Source organism: Herminiimonas sp. NPDC097707 (assembly GCF_044761395.1).
Classification (GTDB): Bacteria; Pseudomonadota; Gammaproteobacteria; order Burkholderiales; family Burkholderiaceae_D; genus Oxalicibacterium.
On the sequence record NZ_JBIWCI010000001.1, the window covers coordinates 400,536 to 423,843 of the forward strand.

Below are 23,308 nucleotides of genomic sequence, written 5' to 3' on the forward strand. Positions count from 1 at the left end.
TGCGCGGGTTCCCAAGTCAAACGATCATCAGTCGGGAGCACAAACAAACTCGCCTTCGGCTCAAACAGGTTTGCGCTCTTTATCCGCCTGACGATCGCTTGCCTTGGCAACGTCACATGCGGTTAAGGTCAAAAGCAACCGCAACCGCAACCGCAACGTCTACACCTTAACCATTTATTGATTGTTGAGTTAGTTCGCGACAATGCTGTTGTCGTTGAACTGTCGTTGAAGTTCGCCCGCTGTGACGCTGCCGTTTGTGCAAAGCAGAAAATGGAAAAAGAAGTGAACGTTGTTTGAGCCGAAGGCGAGTTTCGTTCGCTTCCCATTTTTTGCTTTGCACAAACGGGAACCCGAAGGGCAGCGGCTGTGCGGTCGCCTTCTTTTGCTTACTTTTCTTGGCGAAGCAAGAAAAGTGAGTAGCCGCCGGGCTACCCCCGGCAACTGAGTATCAAAAAATACAGTGGGACGAGTAACAAAGGAAGGCCATAATTTCCAATCACTGAACAGAAAATTCATGGCAAAAAAAAGACGCGTCAAACGCGTCTTCTTCCTTCATCGTTCAAAGAAAAAATATCAAGCCAATACACGTTTCAGGAAATTGCTGAGATCAATAATCTCCTCCATACACACCGAATGCGGCATATCGTACTCATGCCATTCAACTTCGTAGCCGTGCTTTTGCAGCAAGGCCAGCGTTTGCTGCGCGCGCGTGATCGGAATGACCTGATCGTCTCGGCCGTGGCAGTAGAAGATAGGTGTGTGCTGGTTGGCGGCGCTACGTTCTGCTTCAAACGAATCTTCCAGCGGCAGATAACCGGACAGGCACAGCAGGCCGCCGAGTTTTTCCGGATGGCGCAGCGCAGTCTGGAATGTCATTGCGCAACCTTGCGAGAAGCCGGCGATCAGGATTTTGTCGGCGGCGATGCCGCGTTCCTTTTCACGGTCTATCAATGCATTGATGTCGACTTGCGAATCGCGCACGCTTTTTTCGTCGTCGTCGCGGCCGAACTCAGTCGCTGAGATGTCGTACCAGGCCGGCATCATGCGGCCGCCATTGATGGTGACTTCCAGCATCGGTGCATGCGGGAAAACGAAGCGGATGCCAGGGCAGCCTGTGAGGTCCAGTTCCTTGACGATAGGCACGAAGTCATTGCCATCGGCGCCGAGGCCATGCATCCAGATGACGGCTACGGTTGGGTTAGGTGCGGTAACGAGTTCGACGGTTTTCAGAGTCATGATGTGATATGAAATTACGGAAAAAATTGCTAAGAATTATTTTGCTGGGCGGATCGCGTGTTTGGGGCGCCATGCCTTGCAGACGGCTTCATTGGTTTCAACGTAGGGGCCGCCCATCAGGTCTATGCAATAAGGAACGGCAGCAAAGATGCCGCCGACGAGCTGCTTGCCGTCTGCATCTTTCAAGCCTTCCAGCGTTTCCTTGATGGATTTCGGCTGGCCGGGGAGGTTCATGATCAATGCAGCGTGACCTTCCGTTTCGCGGATCACGGTAACCTGGCGCGACAGGATCGCAGTTGGTACGAAGTGCAGACTGATCTGACGCATCTGTTCGCCGAAGCCGGGCATTTCCTTGGTGCCGACAGCGATGGTGGCTTCGGGCGTTACGTCGCGCCGGGCCGGGCCGGTGCCACCGGTAGTGATGACCAGATCGCAGTGCTCGACGTCGACCAGTTCGATCAGCGCTTTTTCAATGGCAGCCTGTTCATCCGGGATCAGGCGCGTTTCCATTGTCCATGCGCTGCTGAGCGCGGCGCTGAACCAGGCCTGCAAGGCAGGAATGCCCTGGTCTTCATATACGCCGCTGGAGGCACGGTCGGAAATCGACACCAGGCCGATTTTCAATTCGTCAGGATTACTCTTCTTCGACATCGTCTTCCTCATTGTTGTCTTGCGCAGCCGGAGCCTGCAGGGATTTCAAAATCTGGAAAATTTCGCGATACGCTTTCGGCGGCTTGCTTTCAGCTTGTTCCTTGCGCGCATTGCGTATCAGGGTGCGTAGTTGTTGTGCATCCAGCTGCGGATTTTCTTCCAGTAAAACGGTCAGGGCTTTATCGTCGGTCAGCAATTTGTCGCGCTTGCGTTCGATCGCATGCAGCGCGGCTGTTTCGGATTTGGATGCGCCTTTCCAGCTGTCGAGCATTTTTTGAATGGCAACGAGTTCGTGCTCTTCCAGCGTACGCATTTTCTTGCCGACATATTGTGTCTGGCGACGACGACCTTCATGATCCTTGATCAACTGGCATTCGAGAATGGCGTCGCGCACGTCTTCCGGCATAGGTACGCGTTTGACGCGATCGCGCGGTTCGGCAATCAGCTCTTCACCCAGTTTTTGCAGGGCGGTCATCTGGCGTTTGAGCTCGGATTTGGACGGGCGCTCGTATTCCTGCTCGAATTCGGTGGATTTGAAGCCGCAGGAGCCTCGATTTGGATTTGGCATGATGGGAATTGATAAGGCGCGTAGCCATTCTGTAAACGACTGCTATCATAACTGTTTTAGACGCATTTCCGAAGAAAACGACCCCCATGAGCGATTCAGTGTTTATACATAGTCAAGATCAGTTAAAGCAACTTGCACAGGATGTGCTGCGTTACGCAAAAGAAAAAGGCGCATCCAATGCAGCTGTCGAGATCAGCGAAGGCAGCGGTTTGTCGGTTTCAGTACGCAAGGGCGGCGTGGAAACGATAGAACAAAACAAAGACAAGGGCATGGGCGTCACGGTTTATCTGGGTGAAGAACGCCATATCCGTCGCGGTAATGCGAGCACCTCTGATTTCTCGCAAAAGGCCTTGAAGGATACGGTCGAGGCGGCGTACAACATTGCAAGATTTACAGCAGAAGACGATTGCGCCGGTTTGCCGGACGAAGACATGCTGGAACGCAATCCGCGCGATTTGCAACTGTGTTATCCATGGCTGATTTCGACGGAGGAAGCAGTCGAACTGGCCAAACGCGGTGAAGCGGCGGCCTTTGCTGTCGACAAGCGCATTACCAACAGCGAAGGTGCCAGCGTCTACGCCCAACAATCGCATTTTGTGTCCGCCAATTCGCGCGGCTTTATCGGTGGTTATCCCTACTCGCGTCACACCATTTCGGTAGCGCCGATTGCCGGCAAAGGCAGCAATATGCAACGCGACGACTGGTATTCATCGATGCGGGACCCAGCCAAACTGGCGGCACCGGAAACCATCGGACGTTATGCCGCGCAACGTGCACTGGCACGTTTGAATGCGCGCAAGCTCGATACGCGCAAATGCCCGGTTCTGTTTGAAGCACCACTGGCGGCCGGCCTGCTCGGCGCATTCGTGCAGGCAGTGTCTGGCGGTGCGCTGTATCGCAAATCCACCTTCCTGCTCGATTCGCTCGGCAAATCTGCATTCGCCTCGCATGTGCAAATTACCGAAGATCCGCACGTCATAGGCGCAGTGGGTTCCTCGCCGTTCGATGAAGAAGGCGTGAAAACCAGTCGCCGCGATGTGGTGAAAGATGGTGTGGTGCAGGGATATTTTCTGTCGACTTATTCTGCACGCAAGCTTGGCATGCAAACGACCGGCAATGCCGGCGGTTCACATAATCTGACGATGACGTCTTCGCTGACGCAACCGACAGACGATTTCAAGGCCATGCTGAAAAAACTCGACACCGGTTTGCTGGTGACCGAGCTGATGGGGCAGGGCGTGAATTACGTGACCGGCGATTACTCGCGTGGCGCTTCCGGATTCTGGGTGGAAAAGGGTGTGATCCAGTATCCGGTGGAGGAAATCACGATTGCCGGCAACATGAAAGATATCTTCATGCAGGTCGTCGCAATCGGTGCCGATACGCTGATGCGCGGAACGAAAAATACGGGTTCGATATTGATTGAAAATATGGTGGTTGCTGGTGGTTAATACGGCGTTTTCGTAGTATGGTTATGCTAGTTGTCTAGAGTGTAAAGCTGCAAAAAATTTCTACTTCGCGCTGCTTACATAACACTTACAACCTAATTTTTATTATGCATTTTCACCATCTGTAAAGATGGAAATGTTTAATAGAAGTCTTGTCGTTAACCAAATCAGGAGACAAAATGGAACGTCGTTCATTCCTCAAGAAAGCAGCAGTAGGCGCATCGGTAGGTGCGGTTGCCGTGCCTTCTTTTGCACAAGCCAACCCAACGATCAATTGGCGTTTGGCGTCCAGCTTCCCTAAATCGCTTGATACGATTTACGGCGCGTCGGATGTGTTTACCAAACGTGTTTCTCAACTGACCGACGGTAAATTCAATATCCGTCCTTTCGCCGGCGGCGAAATTGTTCCGGCGTTGCAAGTGATGGATGCTGTGCAAGCGGGTACAGTTGAAATGGGTCATAGCGCTTCTTACTATTACTTCGGTAAGGATCCTACATTCGCATTCGACGGCGCAGTACCTTTCGGCCTGACCTCGCGTCAGCAAACCGCCTGGTTCGATCAAGGTGGCGGTCGTGAATTGACACGTGCTTTCTTCAAGGATTACGGCATTGTCAACTTCATGGGCGGCAATACCGGTACCCAGATGGGTGGCTGGTTCCGTAAAGAGGTCAAGGAAGTAAAAGATCTGCAAGGCCTGAAAATGCGTATCGGCGGTTTCGCTGGTGTCGTGATGAAGCGTCTCGGCCTGGTGCCGCAACAGATTGCGGGTGGCGACATTTATCCTGCGCTGGAAAAAGGCACGATCGATGCAGCAGAATGGATTGGCCCTTACGATGACGAGAAACTCGGCTTCAACAAGGTTGCTCCGTTCTACTACACACCAGGCTGGTGGGAGCCAAGTCTGCAACTGTCGTTCTACATCGGCATCAAGGAATGGGAAAAACTGCCTAAGCAATATCAGGCAGCCGTTGAAGCCGCATCGTACGAAGCGCACGTTGTCATGCAAGCGGAATACGATGCACGCAACCCGGCCGCATTGGCACGCTTGTTGAAAAACGGCGTCAAGCTGCGTCAGTTCTCCAAGCCGATTATGGAAGCTTGCTACAAGGCAGCGACCGATGTCATGAACGACGAAGCCGCGAAGAACGCCAAGTTTGCGAAGATCTACGAACCATGGAAGCGTTTCCGTCAGGATCAGAACCAATGGGCTTCAGTTGCTGAAGCACCGATGCAGAACTTCATGATCGGTCGTAAATAAGCAGTTCTTGTTCTAGCAAAACCGCAGGCTTATCCCTGCGGTTTTTTTTCGCCTGAAAATAGGTCGACTGCAAAAAAACGGGCGGCAAAAAAATCGTTCTCTTGCATCAGGCATAAAAAAATCCCGCAGAGCGAATCATGCGGGATTGTCAGGAGCAGAAAATTTTACTTCTTGTCTGGTTCCGAGAAGTTCAGTGCAGGAGCTTCGTCGCTTGCTGATTCAGGCTTGCTGTCGCCACCCGAGAAATCCAGATCCATCCCGCCGCGCGAGCCATATTCCTGGTCGCCGCCCATATCGATCTGGAGTTCGATCTTCTCGTGCATATCGGTTTTCTTGTCGACCGAGATCAGATTCGGGAAGGCGATGATCAATGTGACCATGATCACTTGAATCACGACAAACGGTACGGAACCCCAGTAAATATCTGAAGTTTTCACCTCTTTGGGGGCCACCGATCTCAGATAGAACAAGGCGAAGCCGAACGGTGGATGCATGAACGAGGTTTGCATGTTCACGCTCAACAGTACGCCGAACCAGATCAGATCGATCCCCAGCTTTTCTGCGACCGGGCCGACCAGCGGCACCAGAATGAATGCGAGTTCGAAGAAGTCGAGGAAGAAGGCGAGACCGAAGAACAGGATGTTGACCACGATCAGGAAGCCGGCGGTACCGCCCGGCAAAGAGGTCAGCAGGTGTTCTACCCACAGATCGCCATTGACGCCGCGGAAGATCAGACCGAATACGCTGGAGCCGATCAGAATGAACATGACGAAGCAGGACAGACGCGAAGTCGAGTTCATTGCCTGCTTCAGCAAATCCCACGTCAAGCGGCGATTCATCAATGCCAGCACCAGTGCGCCAAACGCGCCCATGCCGCCGCCTTCAGTCGGCGTGGCAATACCGACGAAAATTGTGCCGAGTACCAGGAAAATCAGGGCCAGCGGTGGTACCAGTACAAACACTACTTGCTCTGCGATTTTCGATAGCAGGCCCAGCTTCATTTTGCGGTTGACGTAGGCAATCAGAAAGGCGCCGGCAATACTCAATGTTGCAGCGTAAATAATGCCTTCATCGGCATGCAGTTTCGGATTGCTGGCCAGCAGGATTTCTTCAATCACAAAGCAGGCGATACCGGTTCCAACGATCAATACGAACAAGGAAAGGACACCGCTTTTTCCATCTGGTTGTCGCAGATTGCGCGCTTCCTCTGGCAGGGCAGGCACCCATTTTGGCTTGACTATCGAGATAATCAGCACGTAACCCGCGTACATCGCCGTCAACATCAAGCCGGGGCCGAAAGCAGCCTGATACATATCGCCGACTGAACGACCCAGCTGATCGGCCATCACAATCAATACCAGCGATGGTGGAATGATTTGCGCCAGCGTGCCTGATGCAGCAATGACACCAGTGGCAATCTTTTTATCGTAGCCGTAGCGCAGCATGACAGGCAGGGAAATCAAGCCCATCGAGATGACGGAAGCAGCGACCACGCCGGTGGTTGCCGCCAGCAAGGCGCCGACAAAAATAACCGCATAGGCAACGCCGCCGCGCAAAGGCCCGAACAGCTGGCCGATGGTATCGAGCAAATCCTCCGCCATGCCGGAGCGTTCCAGAATCAACCCCATGAAGGTGAAGAATGGAATTGCCAGCAGCGTGTCGTTCGACATGATGCCGAAAATACGATTCGGCAATGCCTGCAGTAATTCAGGTTTCAGCAAACCGACTTCGATGCCGACCAGGCCGAAGAACAAGCCGTTGGCAGCGAGGGAAAAGGCAACCGGGAAACCGGATAGCAAAAATACGACCAGTGCGCCGAACATGATCGGCGCCATGTTCGCAATGAGAAATTCAGTCATGAGTGTTCCTGGCGATCAGTTAATTTGATTCGCAGCTTTGATCGCCGCAATTTCTTCTTCCGGGGTAGCGGCTTGCTTTTCGAATGCGCTGGCAGGAACCAGGCCTTTCAGATAGCCGATACGCTTGATGATTTCAGATATGCCTTGCAAGGCCAGCAGGAAGAAACCGACCGGGATCAATAATTTGACAGGCCATACGATCAAGCCGCCGGCATTGCTGGACACTTCCTGATTCTGGATGGACATCCAGGCATAAGGTGCAGCGTAATAAAAAATCAGCAGGGTGGCAGGCATCAGGAAGACGAGGAAGCCGATCAGGTCGATCCAGACTTGCGTGCGCTTGGAAAAATGGCTGACGACGACATCGATGCGCACATGTTCGTTACGACGCAGCGTGTAGGAGGTTGCCAGCAAAAAGATGGCGGCAAACAAATACCACTGAATTTCCAGCCAGCCGTTCGAGCTGATATTAAAGAGATAGCGGACGCTGGCGTTGCCGCTGCAGATGATGACGGCAAGCAACAAGGCCCAGCTAATGCCGTGGCCGATTTTTTCATTGAGTTCATCAATGAATCGCGATAGCGATAGTAAAAAAGACATTATTTTTTTGTCTCCAGATTGAAATTGAATAAAACATAAGCCAGGGCTTGTCTCTTTTGTTCCCGTACAACAGCTTTTGCTTGTTATGCTCTTGGGATGCGCACATCTATCCCATTCTCATAAACGAGAGGATACAGCCTGTTGCTGACACCAACATTACATAGATTAAATGATCGCTGACGATTGTATGATTCCTGTCGAAAAATAAGTGTTTTTTTTAATCTATTGCCGGGTGAGCGGCAGATGGAAAGCGAATAAAAAAATCTCTGGATTTTTCAGAGTCCAGAGATTGAGTGAGACATTTATAAAACTTGCATTAAATTAGCTTCGCGCGATGCCGGGCAATAGCTGCTCGCACCTGTTGCGGCGCTGTTCCGCCGACATGATTACGTGCTGCAACGGAACCTTCCAGCGTCAGCACTTCGAAAATATCCGCTTCGATCAACTTGGAAAAGACATGCATTTCTTCCAGCGTCAGATCGCTCAGGTCTATACCGCGATCGACGCAGGCGCGTACTGCATGTGCCACTGCTTCATGCGCATCGCGGAAGGGCAAACCTTTTTTCACCAGATAGTCGGCCAGATCGGTGGCGGTTGCATAGCCTTGCAAGGCAGCGGCGCGCATCGCATCGGGCTTGACGGTGATACCAGTCGCCATATCGGCGAAGATGCGTAGCGTATCGATGACGGTGTCGACGGTGTCGAACAGCGGTTCCTTGTCTTCCTGATTGTCCTTGTTGTAGGCCAGTGGCTGGCCTTTCATCAAGGTCAGCAAGGCGATCAGGTGGCCGTTGACGCGGCCGGTCTTGCCGCGCGCCAGTTCCGGTACGTCAGGATTTTTCTTTTGCGGCATGATCGACGAGCCGGTGCAGAAACGATCTGCGATATCGATGAAGCCGATGCGCGGGCTCATCCAGATCACCAGTTCTTCCGACATGCGCGACACGTGGGTCATGATCAGTGCGGCAGCGGCGCAGAATTCGATTGCAAAGTCACGATCTGAAACGGCGTCCAGCGAGTTGTGGCAGACATCATCAAAACCCAGCGTTTTCGCGACGCGTTCGCGATCGATAGGGAAAGTGGTACCGGCCAGTGCAGCGGCGCCCAGCGGCAGGCGATTGACGCGTTTGCGGCAATCCTGCATGCGCTCGGCATCGCGGCTGAACATTTCGACGTAAGCCAGCATGTGATGGCCGAACGTGATCGGCTGCGCCACCTGCATGTGCGTGAAGCCGGGCAGGATGGTATCGGCATGCTGTTCAGCCAGATCGAGCAGGGCCAGACGCAAGTCGCGCAGCAGGCCGACGATATTGTCGATTTCGCTGCGTACGTACAGACGGATGTCGGTGGCGACCTGATCGTTGCGCGAACGGCCGGTATGCAGGCGCTTACCGGCATCGCCTACCAGTTCGGTCAGGCGTTTTTCTATGTTCAGATGGACGTCTTCCAGATCCAGCAGCCATTCGAATTTGCCGGCCGTGATTTCTTCCAGAATCTGCGCCATGCCGCTCCGGATTTCAGCGTGGTCTTCCTGACTGATGATATTCTGATGCGCCAGCATCTCCGCATGGGCGAGCGAACCCTGGATATCGACCTGCGCCAGACGTTTGTCGAAAAATACCGAGGCGGTGTAGCGCTTGACGAGATCCGAGACGGGTTCGTTGAAGCGGGCCGACCAGGCTTCGCCTTTTTTGGAGAGTTGTGCTGTCATAATTGGTTCCTGATGAATACGCGATTATAGATCAACCCAAGCTCGCCATCCCACACCCAGCCGTGATAAATCCTTAACCATGCAGCCATTGTCAGATTCCGCGCCAGCAAAGCCCATCGAGATCGTGATTCCCGATTGTTGCAACATCGGCATCATGGTCAAGTCGCTGTTGTTTGTTAACGGCGTCGTGCTGGTGGTGATGTTGATCAATGCGGCCAGTGTGTATGCCGGTTTGCTGGCATTTGTCGAAGCGTCGATGCTGGTTGAACTGGCCAGCCTGCTGTCCTTGCTGGGCTTGTGCGGCTTGCGTCGCCTGATCAGAACCATTCCGCCGTGGGGGCAGCGTCTGGCTTGCGCCTTGCTGCCGGCGGCGATTACCGGCTTGATCATTCATTACCTGCTTAACGATGCGAACGGCATGATCAGCCTGAGCAGGCTATCGGCGTCCGAAGGTATTGTCTGCGCGGCGCTGTTCGGTATCGGTTTGCAGCATTATTTTGAACTACGTACACGTGCCTTTTCGCCTGCGCTGGCCGAGGCGCGGCTGCAGGCATTGCAGGCCCGCATACGTCCGCATTTTCTGTTCAACAGCCTGAATGCGGTGCTGTCGCTGATACGCACGGAGCCGCGCCGCGCAGAAAGTACACTGGAAGATATGGCGGATCTATTCCGTATCCTGATGCGCGATGCGCGCGACATTACGACGCTGGGCAATGAAATCAGGATAGGCATGCAGTATCTTTCAATAGAAAAAATCAGACTGGGAGAACGCTTGCAGGTCACATGGGATATGGAAAATATTTCCGGCGACAGCTTGCAGCGGGCGACCGTACCCGCATTGCTGCTGCAACCATTGCTGGAAAATGCCGTGCATTACGGCGTCGAACCATCGGCCGATACGGCGCTGATCAGCATCGCCATCAGTCGCGTACGCGACCGTATCGAGGTCGTGATGAGTAATCCATTTCATGCAGGTGCAGTGTCGACCGGCAACCACATGGCGCTGGATAATATCCGTGAACGCCTGACGCTTTTATACGATATGGAGGCGCAATTGACGACGCAGGTGGTGGAAGGGCAATTCAAATTGCATCTTCATTTTCCCTATCGCAAGGCTGGCGCATGATGCCGCGTATTTTCATCGTCGATGACGAGGCGCCGGCGCGTGCGCGCCTGACGACGCTGCTGTCGGACATCGCCGCCGAATGCCCGCATGAGCTGGTAGGCGAAGCATCGCAGGCGCAACAGGCGCTGGACCGGATTGCCGAACTGGCGCCGGACATCGTGCTGCTGGATGTACAAATGCCCGGCATGACGGGCATCGAGATGGCAGCGCATCTGGCGCAGAATGAAGCGGCGGCACCAGCGATTATTTTCGTCACTGCCTATGATGAATATGCATTGCAGGCTTTCGAGGTGCGTGCGCTCGATTACTTGCTCAAGCCGGTGCGCACGGCACGTCTGGCGGAAGCGATCCGGCGCGCGCATGTCTTGAAGCAGAGTGCAGGGGCGCAAAAAAAATTGATTGCGGATGCGGCTGCCACGCTGCACACCGTGCGCAGGAATTTCTCGGTGCAGGAACGCGGGCGCCTGTTGCTGGTGCCAGTGAATGAGGTGTTGTATCTGAAGGCGGAAGCGAAATACGTTACCTTGCGCACGCGCGAGCGTGAATATCTGCTGGAGGCCGCATTGTCCGCGCTGGAACAGGAGTTTTCCCGGCAATTCATACGCGTGCATCGCAATGCGCTGGTCGCACGTGATGCGATTGTCGGCGTGGAACGCGGACAGCTGTTGGTGGAGTTGGAAAACGACGGCAATAACGATGGCGATCGTGCGCAGGAATCATGGCAAGTGATTTTGCACGGCATCAGCGATCGTCTGCCGATTTCACGACGCCAGTGGCCGGCAGTCAAAGCTTTGGTGCGGTAGCGGCATTCGTGGTGTGCAGGCGATAAAAAAGGAAGCGCATGCGCTTCCTTTTTTGTTGCTGCAGAAGCTTGCCTAGCCGGTATTGCGCAAGCCGGCTGCGATGCCGTTGATGGACAGATGAATGCCGCGTCGGACACGATCATCCACATCGCCACCGTTCATGGTGGCGCGATGGCGCTTGATCAACTCAACCTGCAAGTGATTCAGCGGATCGAGATAGGCAAAGCGGTTCTTGATGGAGCGCGCCAGCAGCGGATTGTTGGCCAGGCGTTCCTTCTTGCCGGTGATCAGTGTCAGCGATGCCGAGGTAAGTTCGTGTTCAGTGACGATGCGCTTGAAGATGCTGTTGCGCAGCTTCTTGTCGCTGACCATTTCCGAATAACGCGAAGCGACGGCCAGATCGGTTTTCGACAGGACCATATCCATATTCGACAGCAGCGTGGCAAAGAACGGCCATTCCTTCAGCATCGCGCGCAGCGTAGCCACACGCTTGGCCTTGTTATCGCCTTGTTCCAGCCATTGCTCGATGGCGCTGCCGAAGCCGTACCAGCCCGGTAGCAACAAGCGGCATTGACCCCATGAAAAACCCCATGGAATGGCGCGCAGATCCTCGATGCGACGGGTCGCCTTGCGGGAAGCCGGACGCGAACCGATATTGAGTTCGGCAATTTCTGCAATCGGCGTAGCCGAGAAAAAGTAATCGGTGAAACCCGGGGTTTCGTACACCAGATTGCGATAAGCCTTGTATGCCAGTTCCGACAGCTCGCCCATCACGTTTTCAAACTCGGCCAGCTTTTTCGCATGCCGGCTTTCGGACGGCGGCGGTGTCAGGCTGGCTTCCAGTGTCGCGGCAACCAGCAGTGCCAGATTGCGACGGCCGATTTCCGGATTGGAGAATTTCGATGCAATGATTTCACCCTGTTCAGTCAGACGAATCTGGCCGTTCACGGTGCCCGGTGGTTGCGCCAGAATCGCCTCGTAGCTTGGGCCGCCGCCGCGACCGACTGTGCCGCCGCGACCGTGGAACAGGCGCAGCTTGACGCCGGCACTATTGAAAACTTCGACCAGTTGCGTTTCCGCCTTGTACAGTTCCCAGTTCGAGGTGAGGAAGCCGCCATCCTTGTTGGAATCCGAATAGCCAAGCATGACTTCCTGCAGATGGCCCTGTTTGGCGATCAGTTTTCTGATCAGCGGAATTGCCATCACCTGTTCCATGATGGTAGCAGCCAGACGCAGATCGGGAATCGTCTCGAACAACGGGATCACCATCAGTTCGAGTTCGCCGGCCGAATTTTTTTCTGTATCCGGGCGCAACAGACCGGTTTCGCGTTGCAGCAACAGCACTTCCAGCATGTCGGACACGGTTTCCGTGTGCGAGATGATGTAGTTGCGGATCGCACGTGCGCCGTAACGTTTGCGAATATCGCTGGCGGCGCGCAGGGTGCTCAGTTCGGAATTGGTTTCATCCGAATAGTCGATATACGGTGAATACAGCAGACGCGGTATATCCAGTTCGGACAGCAGCAATGCCACTTTCTTTTCTTCCGGCAGGGTAGCGTAAGAAGACTCAACTTGCGCGCACTTGAACAGCTCGCTCAATACGCGTTCGTGCACGTCCGAGCTTTGACGCATATCCAGCGAGGCCAGATGGAAGCCGAAAATTTCCGCTGCCCGCAGCAGGGATGCCAGACGAGGTTTGATCAGGACCGCGCCGTGACGCGCCCTCAGGGAATCAGCCAGCGCCTGCAGGTCTTGGGAGAACTCGGCTGCATTGTCGTAGGCCGGCGCAGAGCCGATTTCCTTGCGCAGCACGGATGCGCCTTGCGCACGTGCCGTCGCCGCCAGACGGGCATACATGCCTATCAGTGCGCGACGATATTGTTCGTCGGTGCGATGTTCGGACGTGTCCGGCGACTTGTCGGCCAGTGCCTGCACTTCCGGGCTGACGCCGGCGAGGAAGGTCGAAATCGACAATTCGGCTCCCAGTGCGTGCACTTCTTCCAGATAGAACTCGAGGATGGTGGTTGATTGACGCGCCAGTGCGAGTCGCATCGTGTCGCCATTGACATTCGGATTGCCGTCGCGATCGCCACCTATCCAACTGCCCATCTGTACATACAAGGGCTGTTCGCGGCTGACGCTGCTGGCGCGCTGCGGGAATCGTTCGGCGATTTCGGATTCGATGTCTTCGTACAGCGCCGGCAATTCGCGCAGGAAGGTCATGCGGTAATACGACAGCGCATTGTTGATTTCATCTTCGACGGTCAATTTCGTGTAACGCACCATGCGGGTCTGCCACAAGGTCGTGACGCGTGAATGGATGCGCTCGGTATTCTCCGCGCGTTCCTTGGCTGTCATCGGCAGATCGCGCGCGGCCAGCAGGCTGGCAATTTCATGTTCGGCATCGAGGATGCTCTTGCGCTGCACTTCGGTAGGGTGCGCAGTCAGCACCGGCGAAATCAATGCATCCTTGAAGAACTTGCGCACGGTGGCGCCGGAGACGCCGGCATCGTGCAGTTTTTCCAGTGCATAGGCGACGCTGCCTTCTTGCGCGTGGGAGCCTGCCAGCAAATGGGCGCGGCGACGGCGATTGTGATGCTGATCTTCCGCGATATTGGCCAGATGTGAAAAATAGGAAAAGGCGCGCACCACAGAAATGGTTTGTTCGCGCGTGAGCTTTTTCAGCAGCTTGTTGAGATCGGTGCCGGCCTGTGCATCAGATTCGCGGCGGAAGCGAACGGCAGTCTGGCGTATGGTTTCCACTATTTCGAATACCGCGTCGCCTTGCTGATCGCGCAAGACGTCGCCGAGCAGGCGTCCCAGCAAACGGATATCTTCCTTGAGTGGCGCATCTTTGTTAGCGGAAGGGGTGAGCGCGCGCGGTGGAGTTTTCAGTTGTTTTGCCATAGTTGAAAAATGCAATCAGCTTGTTGAGGATGATAAGGATGGAGTGGGTCGGCTGTCGAGAGAAGGCGCATGCTAAAATTTCACGAATGTCTTAACCTACAATCTGCAATGTCATCGGTTCTGGTACGCCAGAAAAAACCGCCTAAGCTGCAGAAAATCGAAAGAAGCCGTTGAAATTTCCACCCCCGAAAAAATTAGTCATTGCCTCGCGTGAAAGTCGTCTGGCCATGTGGCAAGCCGAGCATGTGCGCGAAAAACTGGCCTTATTATATCCGCAGTGTTCAATCGAGATTCTCGGTATGACCACGCGCGGCGATCAAATTCTCGATCGCACCCTGTCCAAGGTCGGTGGCAAAGGCCTGTTTGTCAAAGAACTGGAAGTGGCGATTGCCGAACGGCGCGCTGATTTGGCCGTACATTCTCTGAAGGATGTGCCGATGAGCCTGCCGGAAGGTTTTGCGCTGGCAGCCGTGCTGGAGCGGGAAGATCCGCGCGATGCCTTCGTTTCCAACGACTATGCATCGCTGGACGATTTGCCGGATGGCGCCATCGTCGGCACCAGCAGTCTGCGACGTCAGGCCTTGATTGCCGCACGTTACCCGAAACTGCTGATCCGTCCATTGCGCGGCAATCTGGATACCCGTCTGGGCAAGCTGGACAAGGGCGAATACGCAGCCATCATTCTGGCTGCCGCCGGACTGAAACGGCTGGGTATGCCGCAACGCATACGCGCCGTGCTCGATCCGGAACAAAGTCTGCCGGCACCCGGGCAGGGTGCGATGGGCATAGAAATTCATGCCGATAGAGCCGATTTGCAGGAATGGCTGGCGCCGCTCAACCATGAGGCGACGGCGCAGGCAGTCACTGCGGAACGCACCGTATCCAGAAATTTCGGCGGCAGTTGCCAGATTCCATTGGCGGCATTTGCCACGATAGAAAACGGCATCATGCGCTTGCGCGCCATGATCGCCACCCCGGATGGCAAGCGGGTGGCACGTGCCGACCTGAACGGAGCGGCGCATGCGCCGGAAGCGCTGGGCGGACAGATTGCCGAGCTGTTGCACCAGCAGGAAGCCGACGCCATTCTGGCGTCATGCAAGACGGAAGATGCCGGGGATGCCTGATTCCGTGTTGGGCGAGGTCGTCATCACGCGGCCGCAGGCGCAAGCCGATGGACTGGCGCGAGGCGTGACTGCGCTGGGTCGCAAGGCGACCGTGTTTCCCCTGCTTGAGATTTTGCCGCTGGCCGATCAGACATCCCTGCAGCAAGCGCTGCGCGATCTCAGCGGCTATGCGCTGATTGCCTTCGTCAGTCCCAATGCAATCGATGCTGCGCTGGCTGCGCGTGCCGATTGGCCGCGCGATATCCCGATGGCAGTGGTCGGCGAAGGTAGCCGGTTGGCATTGGCCAGACACGGTTTGACGGCGGAAAACAGCACCATCATCAGTCCGACCGATCTGGATCGCACCGATTCCGAAACTTTATTGGCGGAACTGGATTTGCCCGCTTTGCGCAACAAGCAGATTTTGATTGTGCGCGGCGAAACCGGGCGGCCGCTGTTAAGCGAAGCCTTGCGTGCAGCCGGTGCGCATGTGACCTTTCTGGCTGCTTACCGCAGAGTGGCGCCGGTATTTGATGAAACACGCCGCCGCGAACTGAAACGTTTATTGCATGGTCAGAACGATTGGATCGTAACCAGTTCGGAGGCCTTGCGCTTTTTGATGCAGATGGTTGCGCAACTCGATGAAACAGGGGACGTCGCTAAAATGCAACAACAAAGAATCATCGTATCGCATATACGCATTGCCGAAACCGCGCAGTTGCTGGGTTTCAGTAATATTACCGTTACCAGATCAGGCGACGACGGACTGTTAGCCGCGTTACAATCTCGCACATGAACGACATGCCGACATCTCCAGAATCCACGCCGCCAGCAACTCCTGCTGCGGCATCTGCCCCTGAAATCAAAGTGGACAATACCTCCATGCACAAGGAAAATGCCCCGGCCGGGAAGCGTCAGCCGCTGATTTATATTGCGCTGATCGTGCTGGCCGTACTGCTGGCAGCGCAATGGTGGGCCTCGCATCGCCAGCTTTCCAGCGTGCGCAATGAAGTCGCGCGGCGTATGCAAAGCGGCGACGCCATCAATAGCGAGACCAAGGTAATCGTGAAATCGGCGCAGGAAACCATCACCGAATTGCAGGCCAAGGTGAATGTGCTGGAAAGCAAGCAGATAGAAGCGCAAAGCCAGCAACTCGCGCTGGAGCAGCTATATCAGGATTTATTCAAGAAACGCGAAGACTGGGCGCTGGCGGAAATCGAACAGGTCCTGTCCACCGCCAGTCAGCAACTGCAGCTGGCCGGCAATGTACAAGGCGCCTTGATTGCGCTGCAAAATGCCGATGCGCGTCTGTCGCGTTCCGATACGCCGCAATTCGTCACTGTGCGACGTGCCATCGGGCATGATATTCAGCGTCTGAAAGCCTTGCCCAGCCTGGATCTGACCGGTATCGCGCTGCGTCTGGATAGCGTGATCGGGCAGATCGACACCATGCCGCTGCTGGCGGACGAGCAGCCGGCCTTGCCGGTAAGCGAGCCGAAAAACCGTCGCCCCCCAAGCAAGGTAAAAGCAGCGAAGGCAACGACTGCTGAAGAGCAGGCGGCGAACGATTGGTGGCCGGTGGCAAAAGCACAATGGGAAAGCCTGAGCAATGAAATGTGGAGCGAAATCCAGCAGCTGATACGCGTGCGCAGTGTGGAAACATCGGATGCCTTGCTGCTGTCGCCGACGCAGGCGTATTACGCACGTGAAAATCTGAAGCTGCGCTTGCTGAATGCGCGTCTGGCCCTGTTGTCGCGCAATGAAGCGGCCTTCCGTAGCGACATGATTGCGTCGCAGGACAGTATTGCCAAGTATTTCGATACGCGCGCCAAGCAGACGCAAACCGCGCAGGCAATGTTGAAGCAGGTACAGTCGAGCAATCTGGCAATCGAGATGCCTACTTTGGCTGAAAGTCTGAATGCAGTCCGTAACTACAAAGCGAAGCCTTGATTCTTTTTGAGTTGATTATCCCGAACCCGGTTTCAGGATTCGCTTTTTAAACCATGATTGCCACCCGTTTCTAATATGCGCATATTTCTCTGGCTTATCGCCTTGTTCGCCACTGCCATCGGATTGGCGGTTGTGGCGCGTTTCAATCCCGGTAACGTGGTGTTTTTCTATCCGCCGTACCGGATCGATCTGTCGCTGAATTTTTTCCTGCTGCTTGGCGTCCTGCTGTTTTTCCTCATTTATCTGGTGTTGAAGACGCTGCGCGTGGCGCAAAGAATGCCGGGTCGCGTGGCCACTTACCGTCGCGAGAAACGGGAGCGCAAAGGTAATCAGGCCTTGCGTGAATCTCTGAAGGCTTATTTTGAAGGCCGTTTCGGCCATGCAGAAAAAGCGGCGATGCGGGCGACCGAATCGCCGGAAAACGCCGGCCTGGCCGCACTGATCGCGGCGCGTGCCGCGCATCGCATGCAGCAGACTGAACGGCGCGATACCTGGCTGGCGACAGTGGAAGAAGATCAGACGCTGAAAACCGCACGTCTGATGACCGCCATCGAACTGCTGGTGGATGAGCGTCAGCCGGAACTCGCACTGGATGTCGTCAATGAATTGAATGCTAACGGCACGCGTCATATACACGCGCTGCGCATGGCGCTCAAGGCAAACCAGCGCGCGGGGAACTGGCCGGAAGTATTGCGCCTGGTGCGCACGCTGGACAAGAACAACGCGCTGCATCCCGCCCTGTCAAGCCGCTTGCGCGAACTCGCTTATCAGGATTTGCTGAAGAATCCGTCCAACGATGAAGAAGCGATACGTAATGTCTGGCTGAGCATTCCGGCGGAAGATCGCATCAAGCCGTTTGTTGCCGCCCATGCCGCAGAAGCATTTACCAAACGCGGCTTGCAGGATGAGGCGCGCGCAATTGTTGAAAAAGCGCTGGCGGCGGAATGGGACGACAGATTGTTGCGCGCCTATCGCGCGGCTGCCGGAGCCGAAGGGACGCCGGCCTTGCTGGGACAGATCGAACGCTGCGAAGAATGGGCGAAAAAGCATCCGGCCGATCCCGAGCTTGCCTTGACTCTGGGCACCTTGTGTCTGCGGCAAAACCTGTGGGGCAAGGCGCAGCGTCAGTTGGAGCAGGCATTGTCAGATGCGAGCGGAGCACGCATGCTGCAGGAAGTACATTTGAAACTGGCGCAATTGCATGAAGCGCTGAACCATACGGAAGAAGCAGCTACGCATTATCGGCTATGCGCGGTTGCGACGACTTTGTAACTGACAGACATTTCTGCTGTACCGCTGCCGGTTTGCTTGCTGCCCGGCAGCTTTCCATCTGTTTCCTTCAGCAGCGCCAGTCAAGGCAAGTTGATGAAAACCGCTATAATTCCGGGTTGCACTACACCCCCCACTTTTGAGAAAACACCATGAGTCTGAATCACGTCCCAGCCGGCACTGATCTGCCGAACGACTTCAACGTCATTATCGAAATCCCAATGAATGCCGATCCGGTCAAGTATGAAGTTGACAAGGAATCCGGCGCGATTTTTGTCGATCGCTTCATGAGTACCGCGATGCACTACCCATGTAACTACGGTTACGTGCCGCAAACACTGTCGGACGATGGTGATCCGGTTGACGTGCTGGTGATTACGCCGTTCCCGCTGTATCCGGGTGTTGTCGTGCGTTGCCGCGCGATCGGGATGCTGAAGATGACAGATGAAGCCGGCGGCGATGCAAAATTGCTGGCGGTGCCTATCGACAAAATTCTGCCTATCTACAGCCACTGGCAAAAACCTGAAGACATCAATGATTTGCGTCTGCAGCAGATTCAGCATTTCTTTGAACACTACAAGGATCTGGAAAAAGGCAAATGGGTCAAGATTGAAGGCTGGGTCGGCCCGGATGAAGCCAAGGAAGAAATCATGTCCGGCGTGGCAGCCTACAAGAAAAGCATCGCCAAATAAAACTTGGCTTCATGCAGCTTGTGAAATAAAAAAGCGCACCTCGGTGCGCTTTTTTATTGTTTGTTCTGCCTGCTCAAGCTAGCGTAACCAAAGCGTATAGACGGCGATCGCGGCAGCGATCACAACGCCGCATACCGGCCAGAACATGCGCGACGAATGAAAATCAGGAGCATTGGCCGGTTGTTCTACATCGACGATCGACTTCGACAAGCGCTCATGATCGCGGCGCGTGCGTCTCAAGTGACGCTTGATGTCGAGCACCATTTCTTCTGCGGTCTGATAGCGCTTGTCAGCTTTTTTGCTCATTGCCTTGGCGACGATTTTTGATAATGCCAGTGGTACGCCGGCTTCTATCATGTGCGGCTCCGGCGCTGCCTTGAAGGCAATCTGCTGCAGCAGCTTGTCGGTATCTTCCTCCTGGAAAGGTTTGCGGAAGGTCAGCATTTCAAACATCACGGCACCCAGCGAATAAATATCGGTGCGCGCATCGGCGCTCAGTCCGAGCGCCTGTTCCGGCGACATGTAATTCGGCGTGCCGATAATATTGTCCTGGAACAGCGTATGCGGTTCATTGTCTTTTTGCGGCTGATCTGAAATTCTGTTGGGTGTGCGGGCGATGCCGAAGTCCACGATCTTGGGCTGATGATCGGCCACCAGAAAAATATTGGCCGGCTTGATGTCCCTGTGCACAACGCCATGTTTGTGCGCGTGACCCAGCGCATCGGCAATTTTCCACGCGATCGATGCCACATCCTCTGGCGTAAAACGATGGCCGGCATTCAGCAACTTGCTCAACTCGCGACCTTGCAGGTACTCCATCGCGATATAGGTGGAATCGCCTTCGCTGGAAGCTTCATAGATCGTGACGATATTCGAATGGGCGAGGCGTCCCGCAGCGCGTGCCTCATTGATGAATTGCTGTTCGTGCAGTTTTCTTTCCACTGGCGACAGGCGGCTGCGGAGCGTTTTGATAGCGATATCGCGATCGATGATCGGATCGTGTGCCAGATAAACCACGCCTATAGAACCGCGCCCCAATTCATGGGTGACGGAAAAACGTCCGATACGGACAGGTTTTGTCTGTGGGGCAGGGGGAAGGGTGGCAATAAATGTCATCGTGAGTTCAGCATGCCTTGGTGTTGGAAATATAACAAGTGTTCGATATCAAAAATCTGTCGGACGCACATTTTTTACAACTTGAATGGATTGCGCTCATTCAACTCATCCATATAGGACTCGATACCGCCGCTTTCGCGCTGCAAAAATTCCTCGATGGCATGGGCAAACGCCGCATGCGCCAGCCAGTGCGCGGACCAGGTTTTTTGCGGCAGAAAACCGCGCGCCATTTTATGTTCGCCTTGCGCCCCGCCTTCGAAGCAGGCCATATTGTTGGCGATGCAGAATTCCAGCGGCTGGTAATACGCAGTTTCGAAATGCAGGCAATCGATATGTTTTATTGCGCCCCAGTAACGGCCGTAGACAGTTTTCTCGTCGTGGATCAACAGGGAAGAAGCAATCGGCATGCCATCCTGTTCGGCGATGATCAGTAAAATATTGTGCGGCATCGTCTTGCCTATGCGCTGGAAAAAATCCAGGTTCAGATAAGGCGTGGAATGATGAGCTGCATACGTATGGTCGTAGCAGCGCTTGAAAAAAATCCAGTCGGCATCGCTGGCCTCGTACCCGGACACATGGCGGAAGGTAACGCCGGCTTGCTGCACCTTGCGTCGTTCGGCACGAATGTTCTTGCGTTTCTTCCGTTCCAGTGTGTGCAGGAATTCATCAAAATTACGGTAGTGTGCATTGAGCCAATGGAATTGCACGCCAGTGCGCAACATGAAGCCGGCGTTGCGCAGAATGTCAGCCTGTGCAGACGGTGGATACAGGATATGGGTGGAAGAAAAATTATTGCCTTGCTGCACCGCCAGCAAGGCTGCAAGCAACGCCGTCATGGCTTCCGCATCGCGCGTCAGCAGACGACTGCCGGTCACGGGCGTGAATGGAATGGCCGACAGTAGCTTGGGATAATATTCGAGGCCGTTGCGCTCGTAGGCGTCGGCCCAGGCCCAGTCGAATACGTATTCGCCGTAGGAATGGCTTTTGATATACAAGGGCAGGGCAGCGACCAGCTCTTCGTCGCGCCAGATCGTCAGAAACTGCGGCTGCCAGCCGGACTTGGCCGAGGCGCAAGCGCTTTCATGCAGGGCATCCAGAAAGGCGAAGGATAAAAACGGATTGGCATCCGGCTGCAGTTGAACCAGCGCATCCCATGCGGGCTGGCCGATTTTCGACAGAGAAGAAACGATACGCGTGCGATAATTGTCAGGTGCGTTGCCAGATGCGTTGGCCGGTGCGTCGGTAGATTCGTTCACAGGCGAGTCCGCTTTGTCCATGCATTTTTAAACATCACGTTTTTCATTTCCCTGTATTTTTTGCATTCTCTATTTTCTGATAGTACTCACGTCATGACAGTCAAAGTTGCCATTGCGCAAATCAACAGTACGGTGGGTGATCTTGCCGGCAACCGTGCGAAGATCGCTGAATTTTCCCGCCGAGCCGCCGAACAGGGTGCCGATATCGTATTGACGCCGGAATTGTCGCTGGTCGGTTATCCGCCTGAAGACCTGTTGCTGCGCCAGTCATTCTACGCAAAATCAGCGCAGGCGTTGGATGCGCTGGCGGCCGATCTGGCGGAGCTGAAAAATCTGCATGTGGTGGTAGGACATCCGTTTGAAAAAGACGGGCAGCGCTTCAATGCTGCTTCGGTACTGCTCAACGGAAAAATCAGCGCGACCTATTGCAAGCATGACTTGCCGAACGCAACGGTGTTCGACGAGAAGCGCTATTTTTCCTCCTGCGATCAGGCCGTGGTGTTTGACGTCAAAGGCGTGCGCTTCGGTATCAATATCTGTGAAGACACCTGGTTCCCGCAGGCACCGGCGCGGGCGGCAGCGGCCGGTGCGCAAGTGCTGCTGGTGCCCAACGGCTCGCCCTATCACATGAACAAACAGTATTTGCGCGTCGATGTGATGCATGCGAATGTGACGACGCACGGCATGAGTCTGGTGTATGCGAATCTGGTCGGCGGTCAGGATGAACTGATTTTCGACGGCAACTCCTTTGTGCTGGATCAGGCCGGCGAGACGCGTGCGCAATTGCAGCATTGTGCCGAGGATTTGCAAATCGTTGAATTCAGGGGCGGCCAGCCGCTGGACGGTACCATCGTCGAAGAGCTGTCGGTCGAGGCGCAAGTCTACAAGGCGCTGGTACTGGGTGTGCACGATTACATCGGCAAGAACGGTTTCCCGGGCGCCTTGATCGGTATGTCCGGGGGTGTCGATTCTGCGCTCACACTGGCCGTTGCCGTCGATGCCCTGGGTGCGGACAAGGTGCGCACCATCATGATGCCGTCGCCTTATACCGCAGAAATTTCATTGATAGATTCACGCGATATGGTCGAACGCGTCGGCGTGCGTTATGACGAGATCGGTATCAACGATTGCTTCGAGGCTTTCAACCGTACGCTGGCTAATGAGTTCAAGGGGCTGGCGCTGGATACGACGGAAGAAAATATTCAGGCGCGCATACGCGGCACCATCCTGATGGCGCTGTCGAACAAGCATGGTTCCATCGTGCTGACAACCGGCAACAAGAGCGAGATGGCGGTCGGTTATTGCACCTTGTACGGCGATATGGCCGGCGGTTTTGCAGTGCTCAAGGATATCGCGAAGACGCTGGTGTATCGTCTGTGTGCCTACCGCAATACCGTTTCAGACGTGATACCGGAACGCATATTGACGCGTGCGCCTTCGGCCGAGTTGCGGCCCGATCAGACCGATCAGGATTCGTTGCCGCCGTATGAAATCCTCGACGCGATTATGCAAATGTATATGGAAGAAAATCAAAGCGGGGCCGATATTATCGCCGCCGGTTATCGCACAGAAGATGTGGCGCGCATTACGCACCTGATCAAGATCAATGAATACAAGCGACGCCAGTCGCCAGTCGGCATACGCGTGACGCATCGCGCTTTTGGCCGCGACTGGCGTTATCCGATCACGTCAAAATTCCGCGAATAATGGCAAAATGAATAAAATCTGCCGGCATCTGTTGGCTGCGGCGTAGA

20 protein-coding genes are annotated in these 23,308 nt (G+C 54.8%); 10 read left to right on the top strand and 10 right to left on the bottom strand.

Annotation, left to right across the window (positions count from 1 at the left end; all coding sequences use genetic code 11):
* Positions 1 to 189: 189 nt before the first annotated feature.
* The 4 genes from ACIQW9_RS01885 to yjgA are packed head-to-tail and all read right to left on the bottom strand — an operon-like array spanning position 190 to position 2,455.
* Positions 190 to 537 carry a hypothetical protein gene (locus ACIQW9_RS01885; protein WP_402332246.1) on the bottom strand — a complete coding sequence of 116 codons (348 nt, stop codon included), beginning with the start codon at positions 535 to 537 and terminating at the stop codon, positions 190 to 192.
* Between the two features lie 36 nt (positions 538 to 573).
* Positions 574 to 1,236 carry an alpha/beta hydrolase gene (locus tag ACIQW9_RS01890; protein WP_402332249.1) on the bottom strand — a complete coding sequence of 221 codons (663 nt, stop codon included), beginning with the start codon at positions 1,234 to 1,236 and terminating at the stop codon, positions 574 to 576.
* A 36-nt stretch (positions 1,237 to 1,272) separates the two neighbouring features.
* Entirely contained in the window at positions 1,273 to 1,887 is a 615-nt protein-coding gene (gene mog, locus ACIQW9_RS01895; protein WP_402332252.1) for a molybdopterin adenylyltransferase, read from the bottom strand.
* Positions 1,871 to 2,455, bottom strand: a complete 585-nt coding sequence (yjgA, locus tag ACIQW9_RS01900; protein WP_402332255.1) for a ribosome biogenesis factor YjgA — start codon at positions 2,453 to 2,455, stop codon at positions 1,871 to 1,873. The genes mog and yjgA overlap by 17 nt, the downstream gene beginning before the upstream one ends.
* Before the next feature lie 86 nt (positions 2,456 to 2,541).
* Between yjgA and pmbA the strand changes: the two genes are divergently transcribed.
* Both pmbA and ACIQW9_RS01910 read left to right on the top strand, forming a co-directional pair.
* Complete coding sequence (gene pmbA / locus ACIQW9_RS01905) at positions 2,542 to 3,906, top strand: metalloprotease PmbA (protein ID WP_402332257.1); 1,365 nt, start codon at positions 2,542 to 2,544, stop codon at positions 3,904 to 3,906.
* Between the two features lie 176 nt (positions 3,907 to 4,082).
* A complete protein-coding gene (locus ACIQW9_RS01910; RefSeq protein ID WP_402332260.1) occupies positions 4,083 to 5,162 on the top strand; it encodes a TRAP transporter substrate-binding protein in 1,080 nt (359 codons plus the stop codon).
* Between the two features lie 164 nt (positions 5,163 to 5,326).
* Here ACIQW9_RS01910 and ACIQW9_RS01915 read toward each other — a convergent pair whose 3' ends face one another.
* From ACIQW9_RS01915 to argH, 3 genes are all read right to left on the bottom strand, one after another.
* Positions 5,327 to 7,021, bottom strand: a complete 1,695-nt coding sequence (locus ACIQW9_RS01915) for a TRAP transporter large permease subunit (protein ID WP_402332263.1) — start codon at positions 7,019 to 7,021, stop codon at positions 5,327 to 5,329.
* Positions 7,022 to 7,036: 15 nt separating this feature from the next.
* Positions 7,037 to 7,621, bottom strand: coding sequence for a TRAP transporter small permease subunit (locus ACIQW9_RS01920; RefSeq protein WP_402332266.1), 585 nt, complete (start codon positions 7,619 to 7,621; stop codon positions 7,037 to 7,039).
* 316 nt (positions 7,622 to 7,937) lie between these two features.
* Positions 7,938 to 9,332: an argininosuccinate lyase gene (gene argH / locus ACIQW9_RS01925; protein WP_402332269.1), complete on the bottom strand. Its 1,395-nt coding sequence runs from the start codon at positions 9,330 to 9,332 to the stop codon at positions 7,938 to 7,940.
* A 79-nt stretch (positions 9,333 to 9,411) separates the two neighbouring features.
* Here argH and ACIQW9_RS01930 point away from each other — a divergent pair, with 79 nt between their 5' ends.
* On the top strand, positions 9,412 to 10,458 hold the full coding sequence (locus ACIQW9_RS01930) for a sensor histidine kinase (RefSeq protein ID WP_402332272.1): 1,047 nt from the start codon (positions 9,412 to 9,414) through the stop codon (positions 10,456 to 10,458).
* The gene (locus ACIQW9_RS01935; RefSeq protein ID WP_402332274.1) at positions 10,455 to 11,261 is read left to right on the top strand and encodes a LytR/AlgR family response regulator transcription factor; all 807 of its coding nucleotides are present in this window, start codon (positions 10,455 to 10,457) and stop codon (positions 11,259 to 11,261) included. The genes ACIQW9_RS01930 and ACIQW9_RS01935 overlap by 4 nt, the downstream gene beginning before the upstream one ends.
* A 72-nt stretch (positions 11,262 to 11,333) precedes the next feature.
* Here ACIQW9_RS01935 and ppc read toward each other — a convergent pair whose 3' ends face one another.
* On the bottom strand, positions 11,334 to 14,168 hold the full coding sequence (gene ppc, locus ACIQW9_RS01940; protein WP_402332277.1) for a phosphoenolpyruvate carboxylase: 2,835 nt from the start codon (positions 14,166 to 14,168) through the stop codon (positions 11,334 to 11,336).
* 170 nt (positions 14,169 to 14,338) lie between these two features.
* Between ppc and hemC the strand changes: the two genes are divergently transcribed.
* The 5 genes from hemC (at position 14,339) to ppa (ending at position 19,182) form a co-directional block, all read left to right on the top strand.
* Positions 14,339 to 15,292: a hydroxymethylbilane synthase gene (gene hemC / locus ACIQW9_RS01945; protein ID WP_402332279.1), complete on the top strand. Its 954-nt coding sequence runs from the start codon at positions 14,339 to 14,341 to the stop codon at positions 15,290 to 15,292.
* Complete coding sequence (locus tag ACIQW9_RS01950) at positions 15,285 to 16,067, top strand: uroporphyrinogen-III synthase (protein WP_402332281.1); 783 nt, start codon at positions 15,285 to 15,287, stop codon at positions 16,065 to 16,067. The genes hemC and ACIQW9_RS01950 overlap by 8 nt, the downstream gene beginning before the upstream one ends.
* Positions 16,064 to 17,221: a uroporphyrinogen-III C-methyltransferase gene (locus ACIQW9_RS01955; RefSeq protein WP_402332284.1), complete on the top strand. Its 1,158-nt coding sequence runs from the start codon at positions 16,064 to 16,066 to the stop codon at positions 17,219 to 17,221. The genes ACIQW9_RS01950 and ACIQW9_RS01955 overlap by 4 nt, the downstream gene beginning before the upstream one ends.
* 75 nt (positions 17,222 to 17,296) lie before the next feature.
* The gene (locus ACIQW9_RS01960) at positions 17,297 to 18,493 is read left to right on the top strand and encodes a heme biosynthesis protein HemY (protein WP_402332287.1); all 1,197 of its coding nucleotides are present in this window, start codon (positions 17,297 to 17,299) and stop codon (positions 18,491 to 18,493) included.
* 149 nt (positions 18,494 to 18,642) lie between these two features.
* Positions 18,643 to 19,182: an inorganic diphosphatase gene (ppa, locus tag ACIQW9_RS01965; protein ID WP_011870530.1), complete on the top strand. Its 540-nt coding sequence runs from the start codon at positions 18,643 to 18,645 to the stop codon at positions 19,180 to 19,182.
* A 78-nt stretch (positions 19,183 to 19,260) separates the two neighbouring features.
* On the opposite strand, the gene ACIQW9_RS01970 is transcribed toward ppa, so the two are convergent.
* Positions 19,261 to 20,298: a serine/threonine protein kinase gene (locus ACIQW9_RS01970; protein ID WP_402332290.1), complete on the bottom strand. Its 1,038-nt coding sequence runs from the start codon at positions 20,296 to 20,298 to the stop codon at positions 19,261 to 19,263.
* A gap of 74 nt (positions 20,299 to 20,372) precedes the next feature.
* On the bottom strand, positions 20,373 to 21,575 hold the full coding sequence (locus ACIQW9_RS01975) for a GNAT family N-acetyltransferase (RefSeq protein ID WP_402332293.1): 1,203 nt from the start codon (positions 21,573 to 21,575) through the stop codon (positions 20,373 to 20,375).
* 72 nt (positions 21,576 to 21,647) lie between these two features.
* Here ACIQW9_RS01975 and ACIQW9_RS01980 point away from each other — a divergent pair, with 72 nt between their 5' ends.
* Complete coding sequence (locus ACIQW9_RS01980) at positions 21,648 to 23,261, top strand: NAD+ synthase (protein ID WP_402332295.1); 1,614 nt, start codon at positions 21,648 to 21,650, stop codon at positions 23,259 to 23,261.
* Positions 23,262 to 23,308 lie beyond the last annotated feature (47 nt).